The sequence below is a fragment of the Streptomyces sp. NPDC024698 genome, assembly GCF_055559015.1.
The window spans coordinates 147,271-164,487 of the sequence record NZ_JBVHLK010000015.1 but is presented as its reverse complement, the minus strand read 5'-3'; the positions used below and the strand labels follow the sequence as shown (position 1 = coordinate 164,487).

The 17,217-nt window shown below is 72.4% G+C and carries 17 protein-coding genes; 10 read left to right on the top strand and 7 right to left on the bottom strand.

Annotated features, from left to right (window positions below):
* The first annotated feature begins 17 nt into the window (after positions 1-17).
* The 4 genes from leuC to ACZ4AA_RS27900 all read left to right on the top strand — a co-directional run bounded on the left by leuC (position 18) and on the right by ACZ4AA_RS27900 (position 3,322).
* On the top strand, positions 18-1,442 hold the full coding sequence (leuC, locus tag ACZ4AA_RS27915) for a 3-isopropylmalate dehydratase large subunit (RefSeq protein WP_467608767.1): 1,425 nt from the start codon (positions 18-20) through the stop codon (positions 1,440-1,442).
* Positions 1,443-1,447: 5 nt separating this feature from the next.
* On the top strand, positions 1,448-2,041 hold the full coding sequence (gene leuD / locus ACZ4AA_RS27910) for a 3-isopropylmalate dehydratase small subunit (protein WP_467608765.1): 594 nt from the start codon (positions 1,448-1,450) through the stop codon (positions 2,039-2,041).
* Between the two features lie 276 nt (positions 2,042-2,317).
* On the top strand, positions 2,318-2,548 hold the full coding sequence (locus ACZ4AA_RS27905; protein ID WP_355986699.1) for an SCO5555 family protein: 231 nt from the start codon (positions 2,318-2,320) through the stop codon (positions 2,546-2,548).
* Positions 2,549-2,686: 138 nt separating this feature from the next.
* Complete coding sequence (locus ACZ4AA_RS27900; protein WP_365735662.1) at positions 2,687-3,322, top strand: HU family DNA-binding protein; 636 nt, start codon at positions 2,687-2,689, stop codon at positions 3,320-3,322.
* A gap of 199 nt (positions 3,323-3,521) precedes the next feature.
* On the opposite strand, the gene ACZ4AA_RS27895 is transcribed toward ACZ4AA_RS27900, so the two are convergent.
* Together ACZ4AA_RS27895 and cofC are read right to left on the bottom strand one after the other, a co-directional pair.
* The gene (locus ACZ4AA_RS27895; protein ID WP_037625018.1) at positions 3,522-3,725 is read right to left on the bottom strand and encodes a hypothetical protein; all 204 of its coding nucleotides are present in this window, start codon (positions 3,723-3,725) and stop codon (positions 3,522-3,524) included.
* A gap of 67 nt (positions 3,726-3,792) precedes the next feature.
* Positions 3,793-4,431, bottom strand: coding sequence for a 2-phospho-L-lactate guanylyltransferase (cofC, locus tag ACZ4AA_RS27890; protein ID WP_467608835.1), 639 nt, complete (start codon positions 4,429-4,431; stop codon positions 3,793-3,795).
* 144 nt (positions 4,432-4,575) lie between these two features.
* Here cofC and ACZ4AA_RS27885 point away from each other — a divergent pair, with 144 nt between their 5' ends.
* The 3 genes from ACZ4AA_RS27885 (at position 4,576) to ACZ4AA_RS27875 (ending at position 7,627) form a co-directional block, all read left to right on the top strand.
* Complete coding sequence (locus ACZ4AA_RS27885) at positions 4,576-5,346, top strand: lysophospholipid acyltransferase family protein (protein WP_467608760.1); 771 nt, start codon at positions 4,576-4,578, stop codon at positions 5,344-5,346.
* Positions 5,343-6,353 carry an NAD(P)H-dependent glycerol-3-phosphate dehydrogenase gene (locus ACZ4AA_RS27880; RefSeq protein WP_339131810.1) on the top strand — a complete coding sequence of 337 codons (1,011 nt, stop codon included), beginning with the start codon at positions 5,343-5,345 and terminating at the stop codon, positions 6,351-6,353. The genes ACZ4AA_RS27885 and ACZ4AA_RS27880 overlap by 4 nt, the downstream gene beginning before the upstream one ends.
* Positions 6,354-6,469: 116 nt before the next feature.
* Positions 6,470-7,627, top strand: a complete 1,158-nt coding sequence (locus ACZ4AA_RS27875) for a D-alanine--D-alanine ligase family protein (RefSeq protein ID WP_467608756.1) — start codon at positions 6,470-6,472, stop codon at positions 7,625-7,627.
* Positions 7,628-7,648: 21 nt separating this feature from the next.
* On the opposite strand, the gene ACZ4AA_RS27870 is transcribed toward ACZ4AA_RS27875, so the two are convergent.
* Together ACZ4AA_RS27870 and ACZ4AA_RS27865 are read right to left on the bottom strand one after the other, a co-directional pair.
* Complete coding sequence (locus ACZ4AA_RS27870; protein WP_467608753.1) at positions 7,649-8,158, bottom strand: DUF3515 domain-containing protein; 510 nt, start codon at positions 8,156-8,158, stop codon at positions 7,649-7,651.
* Between the two features lie 20 nt (positions 8,159-8,178).
* The gene (locus ACZ4AA_RS27865) at positions 8,179-8,412 is read right to left on the bottom strand and encodes an Lrp/AsnC family transcriptional regulator (RefSeq protein WP_037625030.1); all 234 of its coding nucleotides are present in this window, start codon (positions 8,410-8,412) and stop codon (positions 8,179-8,181) included.
* 206 nt (positions 8,413-8,618) lie between these two features.
* On the opposite strand from ACZ4AA_RS27865, the gene ACZ4AA_RS27860 reads away from it, so the two are divergent.
* Positions 8,619-9,584, top strand: a complete 966-nt coding sequence (locus tag ACZ4AA_RS27860) for a thiamine-phosphate kinase (RefSeq protein ID WP_362391608.1) — start codon at positions 8,619-8,621, stop codon at positions 9,582-9,584.
* A 159-nt stretch (positions 9,585-9,743) separates the two neighbouring features.
* Here ACZ4AA_RS27860 and rpmB read toward each other — a convergent pair whose 3' ends face one another.
* Positions 9,744-9,929 carry a 50S ribosomal protein L28 gene (gene rpmB, locus ACZ4AA_RS27855; RefSeq protein ID WP_037625034.1) on the bottom strand — a complete coding sequence of 62 codons (186 nt, stop codon included), beginning with the start codon at positions 9,927-9,929 and terminating at the stop codon, positions 9,744-9,746.
* 265 nt (positions 9,930-10,194) lie between these two features.
* On the opposite strand from rpmB, the gene ACZ4AA_RS27850 reads away from it, so the two are divergent.
* The gene (locus ACZ4AA_RS27850) at positions 10,195-12,141 is read left to right on the top strand and encodes a DAK2 domain-containing protein (protein ID WP_467608749.1); all 1,947 of its coding nucleotides are present in this window, start codon (positions 10,195-10,197) and stop codon (positions 12,139-12,141) included.
* Between the two features lie 45 nt (positions 12,142-12,186).
* On the opposite strand, the gene ACZ4AA_RS27845 is transcribed toward ACZ4AA_RS27850, so the two are convergent.
* Complete coding sequence (locus tag ACZ4AA_RS27845) at positions 12,187-13,113, bottom strand: DMT family transporter (protein WP_467608746.1); 927 nt, start codon at positions 13,111-13,113, stop codon at positions 12,187-12,189.
* Between the two features lie 92 nt (positions 13,114-13,205).
* On the opposite strand from ACZ4AA_RS27845, the gene ACZ4AA_RS27840 reads away from it, so the two are divergent.
* Entirely contained in the window at positions 13,206-14,171 is a 966-nt protein-coding gene (locus ACZ4AA_RS27840) for a LysR family transcriptional regulator (protein ID WP_467608743.1), read from the top strand.
* Here the strand turns inward: ACZ4AA_RS27840 and ACZ4AA_RS27835 are convergent.
* Positions 14,168-17,209 (bottom strand): tetratricopeptide repeat protein, encoded by a 3,042-nt coding sequence (locus tag ACZ4AA_RS27835; protein WP_467608740.1) that lies wholly within the window; start codon positions 17,207-17,209, stop codon positions 14,168-14,170. The two genes, ACZ4AA_RS27840 and ACZ4AA_RS27835, sit on opposite strands and share 4 nt — an antisense overlap.
* Positions 17,210-17,217: the final 8 nt, after the last annotated feature.

Below are 17,217 nucleotides of genomic sequence, written 5' to 3'. Positions count from 1 at the left end.
CGGCCGGAGGGAAAGCGATGGGTAGGACACTCGCGGAGAAGGTCTGGGACGACCACGTCGTCCGGCGCGCCGAGGGCGAGCCCGACCTCCTCTTCATCGATCTGCACCTGCTGCACGAGGTGACCAGCCCGCAGGCCTTCGACGGTCTGCGTCAGGCGGGGCGCCAGGTGCGCCGCCTCGACCTCACCATCGCCACCGAGGATCACAACACCCCGACCCTCGACATCGACAAGCCCATCGCCGACCCGGTCTCCCGGGTCCAGCTGGAGACGCTGCGCAAGAACGCCGCCGAGTTCGGCGTACGGCTGCACTCGCTGGGCGACGTCGAGCAGGGCGTGGTGCACGTGGTGGGGCCCCAGCTGGGTCTGACCCAGCCCGGCACCACCGTGGTCTGCGGTGACTCGCACACCTCCACGCACGGCGCCTTCGGAGCCCTGGCGTTCGGCATCGGCACCTCCCAGGTGGAGCATGTGCTGGCCACCCAGACACTGCCGCTGGCCCGTCCCAAGACCATGGCCATCACCGTCGACGGGGAACTGCCCGACGGGGTCAGCGCCAAGGACCTGATCCTGGCGATCATCGCCAAGATCGGTACGGGCGGCGGCCAGGGCTACATCCTGGAATACCGCGGCGCGGCCATCGAGAAGCTCTCGATGGAAGCCCGGATGACCATCTGCAACATGTCGATCGAGGCCGGCGCCCGCGCGGGCATGATCGCCCCCGACGAGACCACCTTCGACTACCTCAAGGGCCGCGCGCACGCCCCCGAGGGCGAGGACTGGGACGCCGCCGTCGCGTACTGGAAGACGCTGAAGTCCGACGACGACGCCGTATTCGACACCGAGGTCGTCATCGACGCCGCCTCCCTGTCGCCGTTCGTCACCTGGGGCACCAACCCCGGCCAGGGAGCGCCGCTTTCGGCGAACGTCCCCGACCCGGCTTCGTACGAAGACGCTTCGGAGCGGCTGGCAGCCGAAAAGGCCCTGGAATACATGGGGTTGACCGCCGGGCAGCCGCTGCGCGAGATCAAGGTCGACACCGTCTTCGTAGGTTCGTGCACCAACGGCCGTATCGAGGACCTGCGCGCGGCCGCCGCGATCGTCGAGGGCCGCAAAGTCGCCGACGGCGTACGGATGCTGGTCGTCCCCGGCTCCGCGCGGGTCGGTCTCCAGGCCGTCTCCGAGGGTCTGGACGTGGTCTTCAAGGAGGCCGGCGCCGAATGGCGGCACGCGGGCTGCTCGATGTGCCTGGGCATGAACCCCGACCAGCTGGCCCCCGGTGAGCGCTCCGCGTCCACATCCAACCGCAACTTCGAGGGCAGGCAGGGCAAGGGCGGCCGTACGCACCTGGTCTCGCCGCAGGTCGCCGCCGCCTCGGCGGTCCTCGGCCACCTGGCCTCCCCGGCCGACCTGTCCGACGCCCCCGTGCCCGCTGGAGTCTGAGAGACATGGAAGCATTCACCACGCACACCGGCCGGGCCGTCCCGCTGCGCCGCAGCAACGTCGACACCGACCAGATCATCCCCGCCCACTGGCTCAAGAAGGTGACCAGGGACGGCTTCGAGGACGGTCTCTTCGAGGCCTGGCGCAAGGACTCCTCCTTCGTCCTCAACCAGCCCGAGCACCAGGGCGCGACGGTACTGGTCGCGGGCCCCGACTTCGGTACGGGCTCCTCCCGCGAGCACGCCGTCTGGGCGCTCCAGAACTACGGCTTCAAGGCCGTGATCTCCTCCCGGTTCGCCGACATCTTCCGCGGTAACTCGCTCAAGAACGGCCTGCTCACGGTGGTTCTGGACCAGAAGACCGTGGAGGCGCTCCAGGAGCTGGCGGAGCGGGACCCGCAGGCCGAGATCACGGTCGACCTGGAGGCGCGCGAGGTGCGCGCCGAGGGCGTCACCGCCGCCTTCGAGCTCGACGAGAACGCCCGCTGGCGGCTGCTGAACGGGCTGGACGACATCTCCATCACCCTGAAGAACGAGGGCGACATCGCGGCGTACGAGGCCAAGCGGCCCTCGCACAAGCCGAAGACGCTCCCGGTCTGACCCCGAGGCCGCACGGCGGCCGGGTCGCGACTGATTTCAGCCACGCAACACCCCTCTGTACCCCCAATCGTGGACGGTTGGGGGTACAGCTGTTTCCGCCTCCGAGGGGCTCCCGCGCACCCCCGCAAGGTCGGTCAACTCCCCTAGTTACAAAGGGGATTGCTCGGGTAGGCGACTACAGGGGCGACTTCCGGCCAAGGGGGTCAGGAGGCCTCCGGGGGGCGGCAGTTACCCCCTGCGCAGGCGACAACTCGCCCCAGATGGCACAATCTGTGCATGGAACGTGACGGCCAACTCGAGCTCTACACGGCAGTCGCGGCCCAACTCAAGGAAGCGCACACAACAGTGCGCGCACTGCAAGTCCCGGAGGGCGTACGGATGGCGCTGACCCGGAAGCTGCTGGTCATTACGGCCGCGGCCAAACACGATCTCGCCGACGCGGCAAGGCGGCTGGAGCGGTTCACCAGCGACCTCGACGAGGGCCGATTCCTCGAAGGGGATCACTGACGAACTGCGCTGCGGCCCGAGTTCGTTGCGGCACAAGGGTGATTAGCCCGTTTCGTGTTTGATTTGCGGTATATATCTGCCTAACGTGCGAAAAAGCTTGAACGCATTCGTTCGGGCAATGTCTCCGAAGGGGAAGACGTGAACAAGGCGCAGCTCGTAGAAGCGATTGCCGACAAGGTCGGCGGGCGTCAGCAGGCCGCCGACGCGGTCGACGCGGTACTGGACGCCATCGTCCGTGCGGTTGTCGGCGGAGACCGGGTCTCGGTCACCGGCTTCGGTTCCTTCGAGAAGGTCGACCGCCCCGCCCGTTACGCCCGCAACCCTCAGACGGGTGAGCGGGTGCGGGTCAAGAAGACCTCCGTGCCGCGCTTCCGTGCCGGCCAGGGGTTCAAGGACCTCGTGAGCGGCTCGAAGAAGCTCCCGAAGAACGACGTCGCGGTCAAGAAGGCCCCGAAGGGCAGCCTCTCCGGCGGCGCTTCCGCGACGGTGAAGAAGGCCGCGGCCAAGAAGGCCACCACCGCCAAGAAGGCGGCGGTCAGGAAGACCGCGGCGAAGAAGACCGTCGCGAAGAAGACCACGGCCGCCGTGAAGAAGACCGCGGCCAAGAAGACGACGGCGAAGACGGCCGCCGCCAAGAAGACCACGGCGAAGACCACCGCGGCCAAGAAGACCGCCGCCAAGAAGGCGCCCGCGAAGAAGGCCACGGCCAAGAAGGCCCCGGCCAAGAAGTCGACGGCCCGCAAGACCACCGCCAAGAAGGCCACCGCCCGCTAGAGCACGCCAAGAAGGCCACCGCCAAGAAGGCCGACCCCCAAGAAGGCCGCCGCCCGCCGGAAGCCGGGCGCGGGGGCACCTCACGCGCCGGGCCGGGCTCCCACCGGGAGCCCGGCCCGCGGCATGTTCAGAGGGCCCTTGAGTGCGTCCGGCGCGTTCATTGCCTCCGGGAGGGTGCCCGGTGCGCCCGAAGCGGGTGTCAGAAGGTCTGGAGCGTGATCAGGGTGATCCGCAGCCCCGCGCCCTCGCCCTCGGTCTCGATCCGCACGCGCTGGCCCGGCCGCAGCAGCCGCAGCCCGCCGGCGTCGAACGCCGGACCGTCGAAGGGCACCGGGGTGCCGTCGTCGAGCAGCACCTGTCCGCTGCGGGTCTCGGGGTCGTACGTGTACGAGGTCGCCTGCATGAGCGCAGCCTACTGATCCCCCGTACGGGGCGCCGCGCCAGGACCGGCCCCCGCCGTCGGCGGCCCGTCACTGCCCGGGAATCAGCAGCCGCGCCGCCGCGGCCGCCGTGCGCGGCCCCACGCCGAGCGTCAGCGCCGCCCGCAGATCCTCCCGGGTGTCCACGTCCCGTCGTACGGAATCCACCGCGTCGAGCCCGAGTTCCGCGGCGCCCGAGGCGCGATGGCGGGCCCGGGAATCACCCCCGAAAGCAGGGAGCAATTCCCGGCCCGGGGAGGCGGCCAGGAGGGTGGTTCCGATTGCGGCGGCATCGGCCAGGAAAGCGCGGGGGAATTCGGACGCGGCGGTCAGTACCCGGGCCAATTCCGAAGGCCGCAGAGCGGGCAGATCCGCGTTCAGGGCCGCGACGGCGCTTTCCGGATCCCGGGCCCGTACGGCCCCCGCCCCGTGCGCCAGCGCCGCGTTGAGACCCCCGCCCGGCTCGTCCGCGACGATGCGCGCGCCCAGCGCGGCCAGCTCCCGCCCGGCCAGGGCGTCGCCCGTGACGACCACCACACCGCGGACCGCGGCGCAGGCCAGCGCCGCCGCCACCGTGTCCTGCGCGAACGCGAGGGCGAGACCGGGGCGCACGACGTCGGAGGCCGTGTCCGCCAGCCTGCTCTTGGCCCTCGCCAGGGCCTTGAGGGGTACGACCACGGTCCACCGCACGAGCACTCCACCCTCTCCGGTCACGCCTTATTGTGACCTGGCCACCCTGGCGGTGCGGGTGTCGGGGCGTACGGTGTTCTCGACAGACAGGCGGCCTGGAGCGACACTTGTGCGGCCCCCCAGGCTCAAGAGGAAGGTGTCCGCGTGCCCCGCCGCAGAATCGGCTTCTGGTACCGCTTTGCAGCGGTTCTCGTCAAACCGCCGCTCGTGGTTCTGATCAAGCGGGACTGGCGTGGGATGGAGAACATTCCGGCCGAGGGCGGATTTATCACCGCGGTGAACCACAATTCCCATGTGGACCCGTTCGCGTATGCGCACTACCAGTACAACACCGGGCGTGTTCCGCGCTTCCTGGCGAAGGCCGGTCTTTTCAAGAAGGGATTCGTCGGCGCCGCGATGCGCGGCACCGGACAGATTCCCGTCTACCGCGAGAGCACCGACGCCCTGAGCGCGTTCCGGGCCGCGATCGACGCCGTGGAACGCGGCGAGTGCGTGGCGTTCTACCCCGAGGGAACGCTCACCCGTGACCCCGACGGCTGGCCGATGACCGGCAAGACCGGTGCGGCGCGGGTCGCCCTCCAGACCAGGTGCCCGGTGATCCCGGTCGCCCAGTGGGGCGCCAACGAACTCCTGCCCGCGTACGCCAAGAAGCCCGACGTCCTCCCGCGCAAGACCCACCACGTGCTCGCGGGCCCGCCGGTGGACCTCTCGCGCTACTACGACCGGGAGATGAGCCCGGACCTCCTCAAGGAGGTCACCGAGGTCATCATGGCGGCCATCACCGCGCAGCTGGAGCTGATCCGCGGCGAGAAGGCGCCCGAGAACGTGTACGACCCGCGCGAGGTGCGCATCGCGCAGCGCCGCAAGGCCGCGGCCAAGTCGAAGGCACAGCAGGAAGAGGGGCAGGGCACGTGAGCAAGCCGGTCAGGGCGGCCGTCTTCGGGACCGGATCGTGGGGTACGGCCTTCGGCATGGTGCTCGCCGACGCCGGGTGCGACGTCACCCTGTGGGCGCGCCGCCCCGAACTCGCCGACGCGGTCAACTCCACGCGGATGAACCCGGACTACCTCCCGGGGATCGAACTCCCGGAGAACCTGCGGGCCACCGCCGACCCGGCGAAGGCCGCGCGCGACGCCGATTTCACCGTCCTCGCGGTCCCGTCCCAGACCCTGCGCGCCAACCTCGCGGAGTGGGTGCCGCTGCTCGCCCCCGACACCGTGCTCGTCTCGCTCATGAAGGGCGTCGAACTCGGCACGGTGAAGCGGATGAGCGAGGTGATCGAGGAGGTCGCCAAGGTCTCCGCCGACCGCGTCGCCGTCGTCACCGGACCCAACCTCGCCAAGGAGGTCGCCCAGCGGATGCCCGCCGCCGGCGTCGTCGCCTGCCGCGACGAGGAGGTGGCCCGGCGCATCCAGACCGCCTGCCACACGCCGTACTTCCGCCCGTACACGAACACCGACGTGGTGGGCTGCGAACTCGGCGGCGCGGTCAAGAACGTGATCGGTCTCGCCGTCGGCATCGCCGACGGCATGGGCCTGGGCGACAACGCCAAGGGCTCGCTGATCACCCGCGGGCTGGCCGAGACCACCCGGCTCGGCCTCGTCATGGGCGCGGACCCGATGACGTTCTCCGGCCTCGCGGGCCTCGGCGACCTCGCCGCGACCTGTTCCTCGCCGCTGTCCCGCAACCACACCTTCGGCATCAACCTCGGCCGGGGCATGACCCTCCAGGAGACCATCGCGGTCACCCGGCAGACCGCCGAGGGGGTCAAGTCCTGCGAGTCGGTGCTGGATCTGGCCCGCCGGCACGGCGTCGACATGCCGATCACGGAGACGGTCGTCAGCATCGTCCACGAGGGCAAGCCCCCGGTGGTCGCCCTCAAGGAGCTGATGGGGCGCAGCGCGAAGTCCGAACGCCGCTGAACCGGCAGCGGTGAACCGCCAGGTGGGCGACGCTCCGCAACGGTGGGAACGACGCTGAGCAACGGCCGCCGTGGGGCGCTGACTCACCGCGTACCACCGGGTACTCTCAACGCGATATGAGCACCGAGAACCTCCCCCAGAGCCCTGAGCGGCCGACGCGCAAGCCGCGCGTGGCCGTCGTCTTCGGCGGCCGCAGCTCCGAACACGGGATCTCCGTGGTCACGGCCGGCGCCGTCCTGAGCGCCATCGACCGTACGAAGTACGACGTACTGCCGATCGGCATCACCCAGGACGGCCGTTGGGCGCTCACCGCGGACGAGCCGGAACGCATGGCGATCGTCGACCGCAAGCAGCCCAGCGTCGAGCAGCTCGCCGAGTCCGCCGAGGGCGCCGTGGTGCTCCCCGTCGACCCCGCGAACCGCGAAGTCGTCTACAACGAGCCCGGGTCGGTCCCCAAGGCGCTCGGCGAGGTCGACGTCGTCTTCCCGATGCTGCACGGCCCGTACGGCGAGGACGGCACCCTCCAGGGCCTCCTGGAGCTCTCCGGTGTCCCCTACGTCGGCTCGGGCGTCCTCGCCTCGGCCGTCGGCCAGGACAAGGACTACATGAAGCGCGTGTTCACCTCGTTCGGCCTGAAGGTGGGCCCGTACATGGTGATCCGGCCGCGCGAGTGGCAGCAGGACCAGTCCGCCGCCCGCAGGAAGATCGTCGACTTCGCCGGTGAGCACGGCTGGCCGCTCTTCGTGAAGCCCGCGCGCGCGGGTTCCTCGTTCGGCATCACGAAGGTCGACGGCCTCGCGGGCCTCGACGAGGCGATCGAGGAGGCCCAGCGGCACGACCCGAAGATCATCGTGGAGGCGCTGCTGCGCGGCCGCGAGATCGAGTGCGGTGTCCTGGAGTTCGAGGACGGGCCGCGCGCGTCGGTCCCCGCGGAGATCCCGCCGGTGCAGTCGCACGCGTTCTACGACTTCGAGGCCAAGTACATCGACGCGGCCGACGGGATCGTGCCGGCGCCGCTCACCGAGGAGCAGACCGCCGAGGTCCGCCGCCTCGCCGTCGAGGCCTTCGACGCGGCCTCCTGCGAGGGCCTGGTCCGCGCGGACTTCTTCCTCACCGAGGACGGCGAGTTCGTGATCAACGAGATCAACACGATGCCGGGCTTCACCCCCATCTCCATGTACCCGCGGATGTGGCGGGAGACGGGCGTCGGCTACGCCGAGCTCGTCGACCGTCTGATCCAGGCGGCGCTGCGCCGGTCCACCGGACTGCGCTGAGCACCCCGCGGGACCAGCACGTCAGTCGGCGATCCCCTTCGGGATCGCCTTCTTGACGGAGGGGGCCAGGTCGACGAGCACGCCGGAGGCATCGGCGCCCGCGGGCACGGTGACCTCGACGTACGCCAGACGCGACGCGGTGGTGAGGCGAGTCGTCCCGTCGTCCTGCTTCTCCATCAGCCAGTCGACGCCGTTCACTCCGCCGGCCACGGCCTTCGGGTCGTCGCCCGTCGCCACCTTCGGATCGGTCATCTTCGGCGGCCGTCCGACACCGCAGCGCAGTATGATCGCCGGGCTTCCCCAGCCCGCGGTCAGCGCGGACCGGGGCTCCGGGTCCTCACGGCGCCGGCCGTCCACGCTCCGCGGCAGCACCTTGTCCAGGTTCTGGCACAGCTCGGTGACCTTCGTGTCCGGGTGCGGAACCGCGACGGACGTGCTGTCGTCTGCTGAGGAGCAGCCCGCGATCGCGATCAGTGCCGCAAGAGCGGGCAGCCCGAGGGAGGCGGTGTGCCGGTGACGGAAGAAGTTCACCGGCCAAGGGTAGACGGGGGCTACAGGTGCACGACCGGACAGGTCAGGGTGCGGGTGATGCCGTCCACCTGCTGGACCTTGGCCACGACCATGCGGCCGAGTTCGTCCACGGTGTCGGCCTGGGCGCGCACGATCACGTCGTACGGTCCGGTCACGTCCTCGGCCTGGATCACCCCCGGGATCTTGCCGATCGTCTCGGCGACGGTCGACGCCTTGCCGACCTCCGTCTGGATCAGGATGTACGCCTGTACCACGGAACCTCCAGGGCGGCCACGAGGATCATGTGGGGAAAAGGAACGCCACGGTATCGCGTTGCCGCTCGCCGCGGGGAGACCCGCGGTGACTGGGGCTCGCGCGCCGGGGTGGAGGGACTGCGCAAGTTGACGGTCAACTCGACCGTACCGAGTACTCAGACGGCTCGCGACCGGGCACGGGCAGCGACAGAGGGAGCACGACGATCATGAAGGGCACCGTGGGCGAGCTGGGGGAGTTCGGGCTCATCCGAGAGCTCACCTCGCGCCTCACCACCACCCCGGCGGTCCGGGTCGGACCGGGCGACGACGCCGCGGTGGTGGCAGCGCCGGACCGCAGGGTCGTGGCGAGCACCGACATCCTCCTCGAAGGACGTCACTTCCGCCGCGACTGGTCCACGGCGTACGACGTCGGCCGCAAGGCCGCCGCGCAGAACCTCGCGGACATCGCCGCGATGGGCGCCGTACCGACCGCGCTGCTGCTCGGCCTGGTCGTGCCCGCCGAGCTCCCGGCCACCTGGCCCTCCGAGCTGATGGACGGGCTGCGCGACGAGTGCCAGGTCGCGGGCGCGGCCGTGGTCGGCGGGGACGTCGTACGGGGCGAGACCATCACCGTCGCGATCACCGCGCTCGGCGATCTGCGCAACCACGAGCCGGTCACCCGGGGCGGTGCCCAGCCGGGTGACGTCGTCGCCGTGACGGGCTGGCTGGGCTGGTCCGCGGCCGGGTTCGCGGTGCTCTCCCGGGGCTTCCGCTCGCCGCGCGCCTTCGTGGAGGCCCACCGCAGGCCCGAACCGCCGTACCACGCGGGTCCGGCCGCCGCCGGGCTCGGCGCGACCTCGATGACGGACGTCAGCGACGGTCTGATCGCCGACCTCGGGCACATCGCCGAGGCGAGCAAGGTGCGCATCGACATCCGCTCCGGGGACATCGACATCCCCTCGCAGATGAACGACATCGGCCAGGCCGTCGGGGTCGACCCGATCCAGTGGGTGCTCACCGGTGGCGAGGATCACGCGATCGTCGCCACGTTCCCGCCGGACGTGAAGCTGCCGGCGCGCTGGAAGGTGATCGGCGAGGTCCTGAACCCGTCGGCCCTGCCCCGGGTGACCGTGGACGGCGCTCCCTGGACGAGAAAGGGCGGCTGGGACCACTTCGGGGACATCGAGTCCTGAGGCGTCCGGCGTCCGGGGTGCACACCTCGGACGCCGGGGCGGTCCGGTGGCACGGAGGCGTTGGCGGTCCGCCCGTGTGGGGGCAGCAAAAAACCCGCCCACCGTGAGGTGGACGGGTTCAGTGCAAGCGAACCAGCAGTGGCCGCGCGCTAGCGGTTGTCAGCGCGTGACCTTGCCGGCCTTGATGCACGAGGTGCAAGCGTTCACGCGCTTCGGCGTCCCGCCCACCACGGTACGAACGCGCTGGATGTTGGGGTTCCAGCGACGCGGGGTACGGCGGTGCGAGTGCGAGATGTTGTTGCCGAAGCCCGGCCCCTTGCCGCAGACATCGCAGTTGGCAGCCACGGGTCACTCCAAAGACTTCAGATGCATTTACGGTTGATCCCGGCATGCCGAGGATCAAGATCTAGGATCTGAGTGGCGGTGCCAGGGGGATGGCCCGATCGGATCGGGCAACTGGAGCAGCATACAACGACTGCGTCCGGAGAACGAAACTACCATCATCTGCCGGTCGCCATCGCGCCCTCCCCGGCCCCGGGGGCCCTCCACCGGCGGTGACCGGTTCTGGGTCTACGCTGCCTCCCACGTCCAGCAGCTCAAGGAGGCGCGGGTGCCGCAGGTGCCGCAGACATTCGATGCTCTCGCGGTGCGCACCTGGTGCGGGCTCGCGCTCGGGGCCCTGGGCCGTGCGCGCGAGGAGATCGACGCGATCAATGTCTACCCGGTCGCCGACGGGGACACCGGGACGAACCTGTATCTGACCGTGGAATCGGCCGCGGCCGCCGTCGAGGCGCTGTTCGCCGGATACGAGGCGGTGGCCGTCCCGGCGCCCGGGACGGCGGGGGCCGATGGGGCCGACGCCGGCTCCGGGCCAGCCGGTGAGAGCCGGGCCGCCGGGGAGTCACCGAAGGCCGCGGGAACCGGGGTCCCGCTCTCCGACGCCATCAGGGCGATGGCGCACGGGGCCCTGATCGGGGCCCGGGGCAACTCCGGAACCATCCTGGCGCAGCTGCTGCGGGGCATGGCCCAGGTGCTGGCGGCCGACGGTGAGGCGGATCACACCGACGGTCCGGGCCTGTGTCTTGCCCTGCGCAACGCCGCCGACTCCGCCCGCGGGGCGGTCGCGCACCCCGTCGAGGGCACGGTCCTCACCGTCGCCTCGGCCGCCGCCGACGCGGCCCTCGGGGTCGAGGGGGACTGCGGCACGGTCGCGCTCGCCGCCTACGCGGGCGCGGGCGCGGCGCTCGCGGCGACCACCGGACAGCTCGACGTCCTGGAGCACGCCGGTGTCGTCGACGCGGGCGGGCGGGGACTGGTGGCGGTGCTCGCGGCGCTGGCGGAGACGTTCACGGGGGAGGCGCCGAGACCACTCGGACCGGGGGAGGGAAGCGCTCCCGGGACCTCGGGCGCCCCGGCCCCGGACACGACGGGTACGGACGGCAACCCGGGCCTTCCCGGTCCCGGGGCCCACGGCTCCGGCGCGGAGCGCGGACAACGGAACACCGGGCCGTACGGGCCCCACGGGGCGGACGGGACGAACGGGGCGGACACGTCCTACGGCTCGGACGAGACCGACGGTCACGGCGCCGACGCGGGGATCGCCTGCGGGGACGGGTCCGCGGAGAGCGGCCATCCCGCCTTCGAGGTGATCTACCTCCTGGAGGCGGAGGACACCGCCGTGGACCGGCTGCGGAACCGGCTCGACGCCCTCGGCGACTCCCTCGTCGTGGTCGGCGGGGACGGCCTGTGGAACATCCATGTGCACGTGGACGACGCGGGCGCGGCCGTCGAGGCGGGCGTCGAGGCGGGTCGTCCGCACCGCATCCGGATCACCCACTTCGGTCTGGGCGACGCGCACACCGGGGCCGGGGCGGGCCGTCCGCCGCGCGAGCGGGCACAGCGGGCCGTCGTGGCGGTCGTGCCCGGGGAGGGCCTGGCGGGGCTCTACTCCGAGGCCGGGGCGACCACCGTGCTCGCGCGGCCGGACGAGCCGCCCGCCAGCGGGGAGCTCGTGGAGGCCGTACGACGGGCCCACGCGCGCGAGGTGGTGCTGCTGCCCAACGACGCCGACCTGCGGCACACCGCGGCGGCGGCCGCGGAACAGGCACGCGCCGAGGGCGTCCGGGTCGCGCTGATCCCGACCCGTTCCGCCGTCCAGGGCATCGCCGCGCTGGCCGTGCACGAACCGGGGCGCCGCTTCGACGAGGACGTCGTCGCCATGACCTCGGCGGCCGGCGCCACCCGCTACGCCGAGGTGGCCGTCGCCGAGCGGCAGTCCTGGACCATGGCCGGGATCTGCCAGGCCGGAGACGTCCTCGGGCTCATCGACGGTGACGTCGCCGTCATCGGCACCGACGTCACCGCCACGGCTCAGGCCGTCCTCGACCGCATGCTCGCGGCCGGCGGGGAGATGGTCACGCTCGTGCTCGGGGACGAGGCCCCCGAGAGCATCACCGCGCACCTGGAGGCACGGGTACGGGAGGCGTATCTCGCGGTGGACACCGTGGTGTACCGGGGCGGACGCCAGGGCGCGCTGCTGCTGATCGGCGTCGAGTAGCCCGGCGCGGGACCCCGCCCGCCCCGGTGGACGGTCCCGGCGCGGTCAGACGCCCGCCGGAACCGGGGACGACCGGGCTGCCCGCCCGGCCCCTGCGGTCCGGTGGGCGCGTTCGACGGCCTGCCCCCAGTAGGTGCCCGCGACCATGAGCGCGGCGCCGAGCGCGGTGAGCACCGTGAGGTGCTCGCCGCCGAGGCCGATGCCGACCGCGACGGCCCAGACCGGCTCGGTCCCCAGCAGCAGACTGGCCCGGCTCGCCGAACTGCGCTGCACCGCCCAGGTCTGCGCCAGGAACGCGAACACGCTGCACAACAGGGCGAGATGGAGGAGCTGCGCCCAGACCCCGGCGTCGACCCGGCCGAGCGCGGGCAGGGAGTGGGCGGCGGGAACCGCGAACAGGACCGTGCCGACGACCGTCTGGACGGTCGTGACGTGCAGCGGCCGCACCGGGCGGCGCGCGGTGAGCCGCCCCACGAGCGCCACATGGGCCGCGCGAACCAGCGCGGCGGCGAGGATCAGCAGGTCACCGGACCGAGGCGAGTGGAAGCCGCTGCCGGACACCAGGAGCCCGACGGCGAGCAGACACAGACCGGTGGCGGCGAAGTAGCGCGGCGGCAGGCCCGCCGCCCCCTGCCCGCGGTCCAGCAGGGGGGTGAGCACGATCGTGAGGCTGATCAGCAGGCCCGCGTTGGCCGCGCTGGTGTGCGCGACCCCGTACGTCTCCAGGGCCAGGACCGCCGCCTGGGTGACCCCGAGGACGGCCCCGGTCCGCAGCTCGTCGCGTGTGCAGAGCCTCGTCCGGCGCCGGACGGCGACGAGCGCCACGCAGGCGGCGGCCGAGATGCCGTACCGCGCGAACAGGACGACCAGGACGGGGAGCGCCGTAGTGGCCGTCTTGGCGGCCAGATAGCTGGAACCCCAGACGGCGGCGACAAGGAGAAGCACCGCGTCGGTGCTGCGGACTCGGGACACGCCCCACACGCTCCCGTACCGCGACCCTGAAGCCCAGAGCGAAGTTCTTCACCATCTGTTAAGCATCACTGCAAGGTCATTACACTGAGCGGGTGAACGAGCGGCAGCTGCGGATCCTGCGCGAACTGGGCGAGCTGGGAAGCGTCACCGCCGTGGCGGAGGCGCTGCTGATGACCCCCTCGGCGATCTCCCAGCACCTGCGTCTGCTGCAACGCTCGATCCCGGTCCCGCTCACCGAACGCGACGGACGGCGGCTGGTGCTGACGGACGCCGGGCGGGTGCTGGCCGGCGCGGCGATCGAGGTGGAGAGCGCCCTCGCGCGGGCACGGCACTGCGTGGACGCGTTCGTCGGCGAACCGGCCGGGGACGTGTCGGTGGCCGCCTTCCACAGCGCGGCCGCCACGTTCTTCCCCGCCCTGCTGCGCGACCGGGCCCGGACGGCCCCGCGGCTCTCGCTCGCCGACGAGGACGTGGCGCAGGACCACTTCCCCCGGCTGACCCGGGACTACGACCTCGTCGTCGCCCACCATCTCGCCCACACGCCGCCCTGGCCGCGTACCGTCACCGCGACCACGCTGCTGAGCGAACCCCTCGACGTCGCCCTGCCCGCCGGGCACCCGCTGGCCCGCGAGACGAGCCTGACCGCGCGCGATGTCGCGGACCAGCCCTGGATCACCGTGCACGACGGGTTCCCGCTGATGGCCACGGTGGACGCCATCGCGACCGCCGCGAACCGGCGGCTCGACATCGTCCACCGTGTCAACGAGTTCACGGTGGTCGCGGAGATCGTCGCCGCGGGAGGCGGGCTCGCCCTGATGCCCCGCTGGACCACGCGCCCGCATCCCGCCCTGGTCCTCAGACCCCTGACCGGGGTGCACGCCGTCCGCCGTATCGACGTGCTCCACCGTCCCGAACGCGTGGCGCGCCGGGCCGTACGGACGGTCCTCGACGAACTGCGCCGCGCGGCCGAGACGATCCGCGGGGGCGACACGACGGACACGACCGCCCCGCGCCAGACGGACCGCCCCGCTCCAGCCCGACCGTACGTCGGGCTCTAGTCCGTCCCCCGAGCGAGCGCGTTCAGCTGCTCGGCCTCGGTCCGCCGGGCCACGGCGACCTCCCCCTCCAGCCGGTCGCACAGGGCGAGAACCGTGCGCGCGCGTGCGGCGGCGGCCTCGCGCAGTCCCAGTTCGGCCTCCATCCGGCCGGCCGTCAGCTCGGCGCCGGTCCGTGCACCGAGCAGGGCGTCTCCGAGGGAGGCGAACACGGCGGCGGCCCGGTCCGTGTGCCCGAGTGCCTCCTCGAAGGCCTTCCGTACGTCATTCCCGCTCTCCTCGGCGTGCGCGACCGAACGGGCCACCAGATCGCCGAACTGACGGTGGGTGTGCCCGAGTTCGGCAGCCGTACGACGCCTCGCGTCCGCGTCGCTGTCCGTGCCGGTGCCGGTGCCGGTGCCGGTGCCGGTGCCCGTGTCCGTGTCCCCGTCCTCCGGGGACGGGGCGGTCGCCGACTCGCACTCCCGGACCGCCTCCGCCATCAGCTCCCGCGCCGCGCCGAGCCCTCCGTCCCGCCCGGCCGCGCTCCACGCGCGGGCCCGCAGCGCGCGGACCAGCCCGACGACGTCGCCCAGCTCGCGCCACAGGCCGCACGCGCGGACGTACGCCTGATCCGCCTCGGCGGTCAGCCCGGTCCGCGCGAGTGCCTCCGCCGCGAGGTTCGCGAGCATCGCGTGGTCGCGCTGCTCGGGCCAGTGACGGGCGATGCCGGCGGCGCGCAGCCAGTGTTCGGCGGCCTCGCGGTGTTCGCCGAGTTCGGTGAGACAGTCGCCGAGCCACCAGCGTGTCTGCACGATCGAGCCCTCGCCGTGCATCTCGGCGGTCAGATCCGGCAGGGCCGACTCCAGGATCTCGGCCGCCTCCGCCCATCGTCCGAGGCGCAGCAGGTGACCACCGAGGTGGTGGCGCGCCCAAGCCCCGAACGTGGCCGCCTGGTCCGCCCCGTCGGCCCAGTGCGCGGCCTCCAGGGCATGCTCCGCGGCGGGGCCGAACCGCCCGGTGGCGGCGAGTGTCTCGGCGAGCCGCAGATGCAGCTGGGCATGGCCGGCCGGCTCCAGATGGGACCCGCCGTGCTCCAGCGCGGCCCGCGTCGCCCGTTCGGCGGCCTCCAGGTCGCCGAGGTGCGTCGCGATGCCGGCGAGCCGGGAGTCGTACTCGACGGCGAACCACGGCAGCCCCGCCGCCACGAACCCGTCGACGGCGCGTCGCAGCAGTCCGGCCGCCCCCTCGGCGTCGTCGGCACGCGCGGCGAGCTCCCCGAGCATCGCGTAGGCCTCGGCGGCCCGTGAGGCGAGGGCCACGTCGTCCCCCGCGTACGGCTGCGCGAGCTCCAGCAGCTCGACCGCCGCCTCCTCGGCCGCGGTCAGGACATCGGCCTCGGAGTCCGCTCCCGTGGCGCCGCCGGTGAGCGGCTGTCCGTTCACGGCGGCGCTCTCCAGCTCGTCCACCCGGAGCATCAGCGTCCGCGCCCGGCTCACCAGCACGGACGCCGTCTGCGCGGCCCGCGTACCGCCGTCCGCGAACAGGGCGAGTACCTGTCCACGCAGCTCCGCCAGGGTCTCCAGGGCCTTCTCGCAGGACCCGCCCGACAGCGCCCCGACATGGGCGGCCCGGGAACGGGCCGCGAGCGCCTCACCGGGATCGCCCGCCCGCTCGTACAGCTCGGCGGCCTTCTGGAAGAGAGCGGCTCCCTGCGGGCCGCGGCCCATCGCCGCGTGATCGGCGATCTCCGCGCGGTCGCGCACCTCCAGCTCCTGGCCCTCGGCGGCGCGCGAGAGGGCGGCCCACGCCGGGACAGCGTCCGGGTCCCGCAGCGCCGAGAGCCGCCGTGCCTCGGCGAGCAGCGCCCCGAGCCCCGGTCCGTCGGCCCCGGGCACGGCCGCCTGAACGGGCGCGGCGGCCACCGGCGCCGGCCGGTGGGACCCGGCGCCCGCCGGATTCGCGGAGCGGACCCCGAGGGGCAGGCGGTCGACGAGCGGCGGCCGGTCCATGCGCGCGCGAGCCCGCTCGCCGATGTACGGCGTCCCGTTGCGGTCGTCGAACCGCGCGGCCAGCGTGAGCGCCTCCCCGCGCGCGTGCGCGGCGAGTTCCGCCGCCGTCCACTCCCGCCCCGCGGGCCCGGGAACCGGCTGCCCGCCGTGCCCGAGCGCGGTCAGCCGGTCCATCGTGAGCGCCACGACCGACAGGAAGTCCAGCCTGCTGCGCGGATCCCCCGAGTCCGTGAAATAGGCCGGGCGCTCGGCGAGCAGTTCCAGGGCACGCGCCTCGTTCCCGGTCAGGGCGCAGAACTCCACATGGTCCGCGTACGCGCCCCGCATGCTCTCCATGGCCCGCACCAGCCGGAACCCGCGCAGATGATGGGCGCGGGCCTCCTCGGCCCGCCCCAGACGCAGCAGCGGCAGCAGGGAGGACGCGAGAACGCTGTGCGGCTCGTGTGCGCAGGTGTACTCGCCCCCGAGCACCGGCGCCCACAGCTCAAGGGCCTCCTCGTCCGCACCGCGCACGGCCCGCCACCACCCCTGCCCGTGCAGCTCGCACGCGTGGCAGTCGGCCATGGAGTCCCGGTCCGCCGCCAGCCAGGCGGCGTACGCCCGCTCGGCGCGCTCCAGGTCGCCCAGATGGGCGGCAACGCTGAACTCGGCGCTGCGCACGGCCCGTTCGGAGTGACCGGCGAGACGGTAGCGCCGCTCCATCTCGCCGAGCCACTTCTCTATGGAGGCGAGCGGGACGTGCGGCTGGTCGAGCATCCCCGCCGACATCCACTTGAAGACCCAGTGCAGCGAGTGGATCTCGAACTCGTCGAAGTCCTCCGGGTGTTCGTCCCACATACGCAGCAGCCGCGCGAAGGGAACGAACATCTTCCCTTTCTCGGAGCTGTAGTTGTAGACCTTCAGCTGATGTCCGAGCGCCTCGACGACGGCGAGCGGGGCGTCCAGCTTCTCGGCCTCCACGAGCAGCTGCTCCGCGCGCGCGTTGCGGCCGGGCCCCTCGGGCTGCTCGTAGTTGTCCGCCATTGCCCGGCGCAGTGTGTCGAAGTCCATGGCGGGGC

What these genes read in the sequence shown, in the direction of transcription:
- leuC (WP_467608767.1), top strand. Translation starts at nt 18, where the DNA reads ATGGGTAGGACACTCGCGGAGAAGGTCTGGGACGACCACGTCGTCCGG.
- leuD (WP_467608765.1), top strand. Translation starts at nt 1,448, where the DNA reads ATGGAAGCATTCACCACGCACACCGGCCGGGCCGTCCCGCTGCGCCGC.
- ACZ4AA_RS27905 (WP_355986699.1), top strand. Translation starts at nt 2,318, where the DNA reads ATGGAACGTGACGGCCAACTCGAGCTCTACACGGCAGTCGCGGCCCAA.
- ACZ4AA_RS27895 (WP_037625018.1), bottom strand. Translation starts at nt 3,725, where the DNA reads ATGCAGGCGACCTCGTACACGTACGACCCCGAGACCCGCAGCGGACAG.
- ACZ4AA_RS27875 (WP_467608756.1), top strand. Translation starts at nt 6,470, where the DNA reads ATGAGCACCGAGAACCTCCCCCAGAGCCCTGAGCGGCCGACGCGCAAG.
- ACZ4AA_RS27860 (WP_362391608.1), top strand. Translation starts at nt 8,619, where the DNA reads ATGAAGGGCACCGTGGGCGAGCTGGGGGAGTTCGGGCTCATCCGAGAG.
- ACZ4AA_RS27835 (WP_467608740.1), bottom strand. Translation starts at nt 17,209, where the DNA reads ATGGACTTCGACACACTGCGCCGGGCAATGGCGGACAACTACGAGCAG.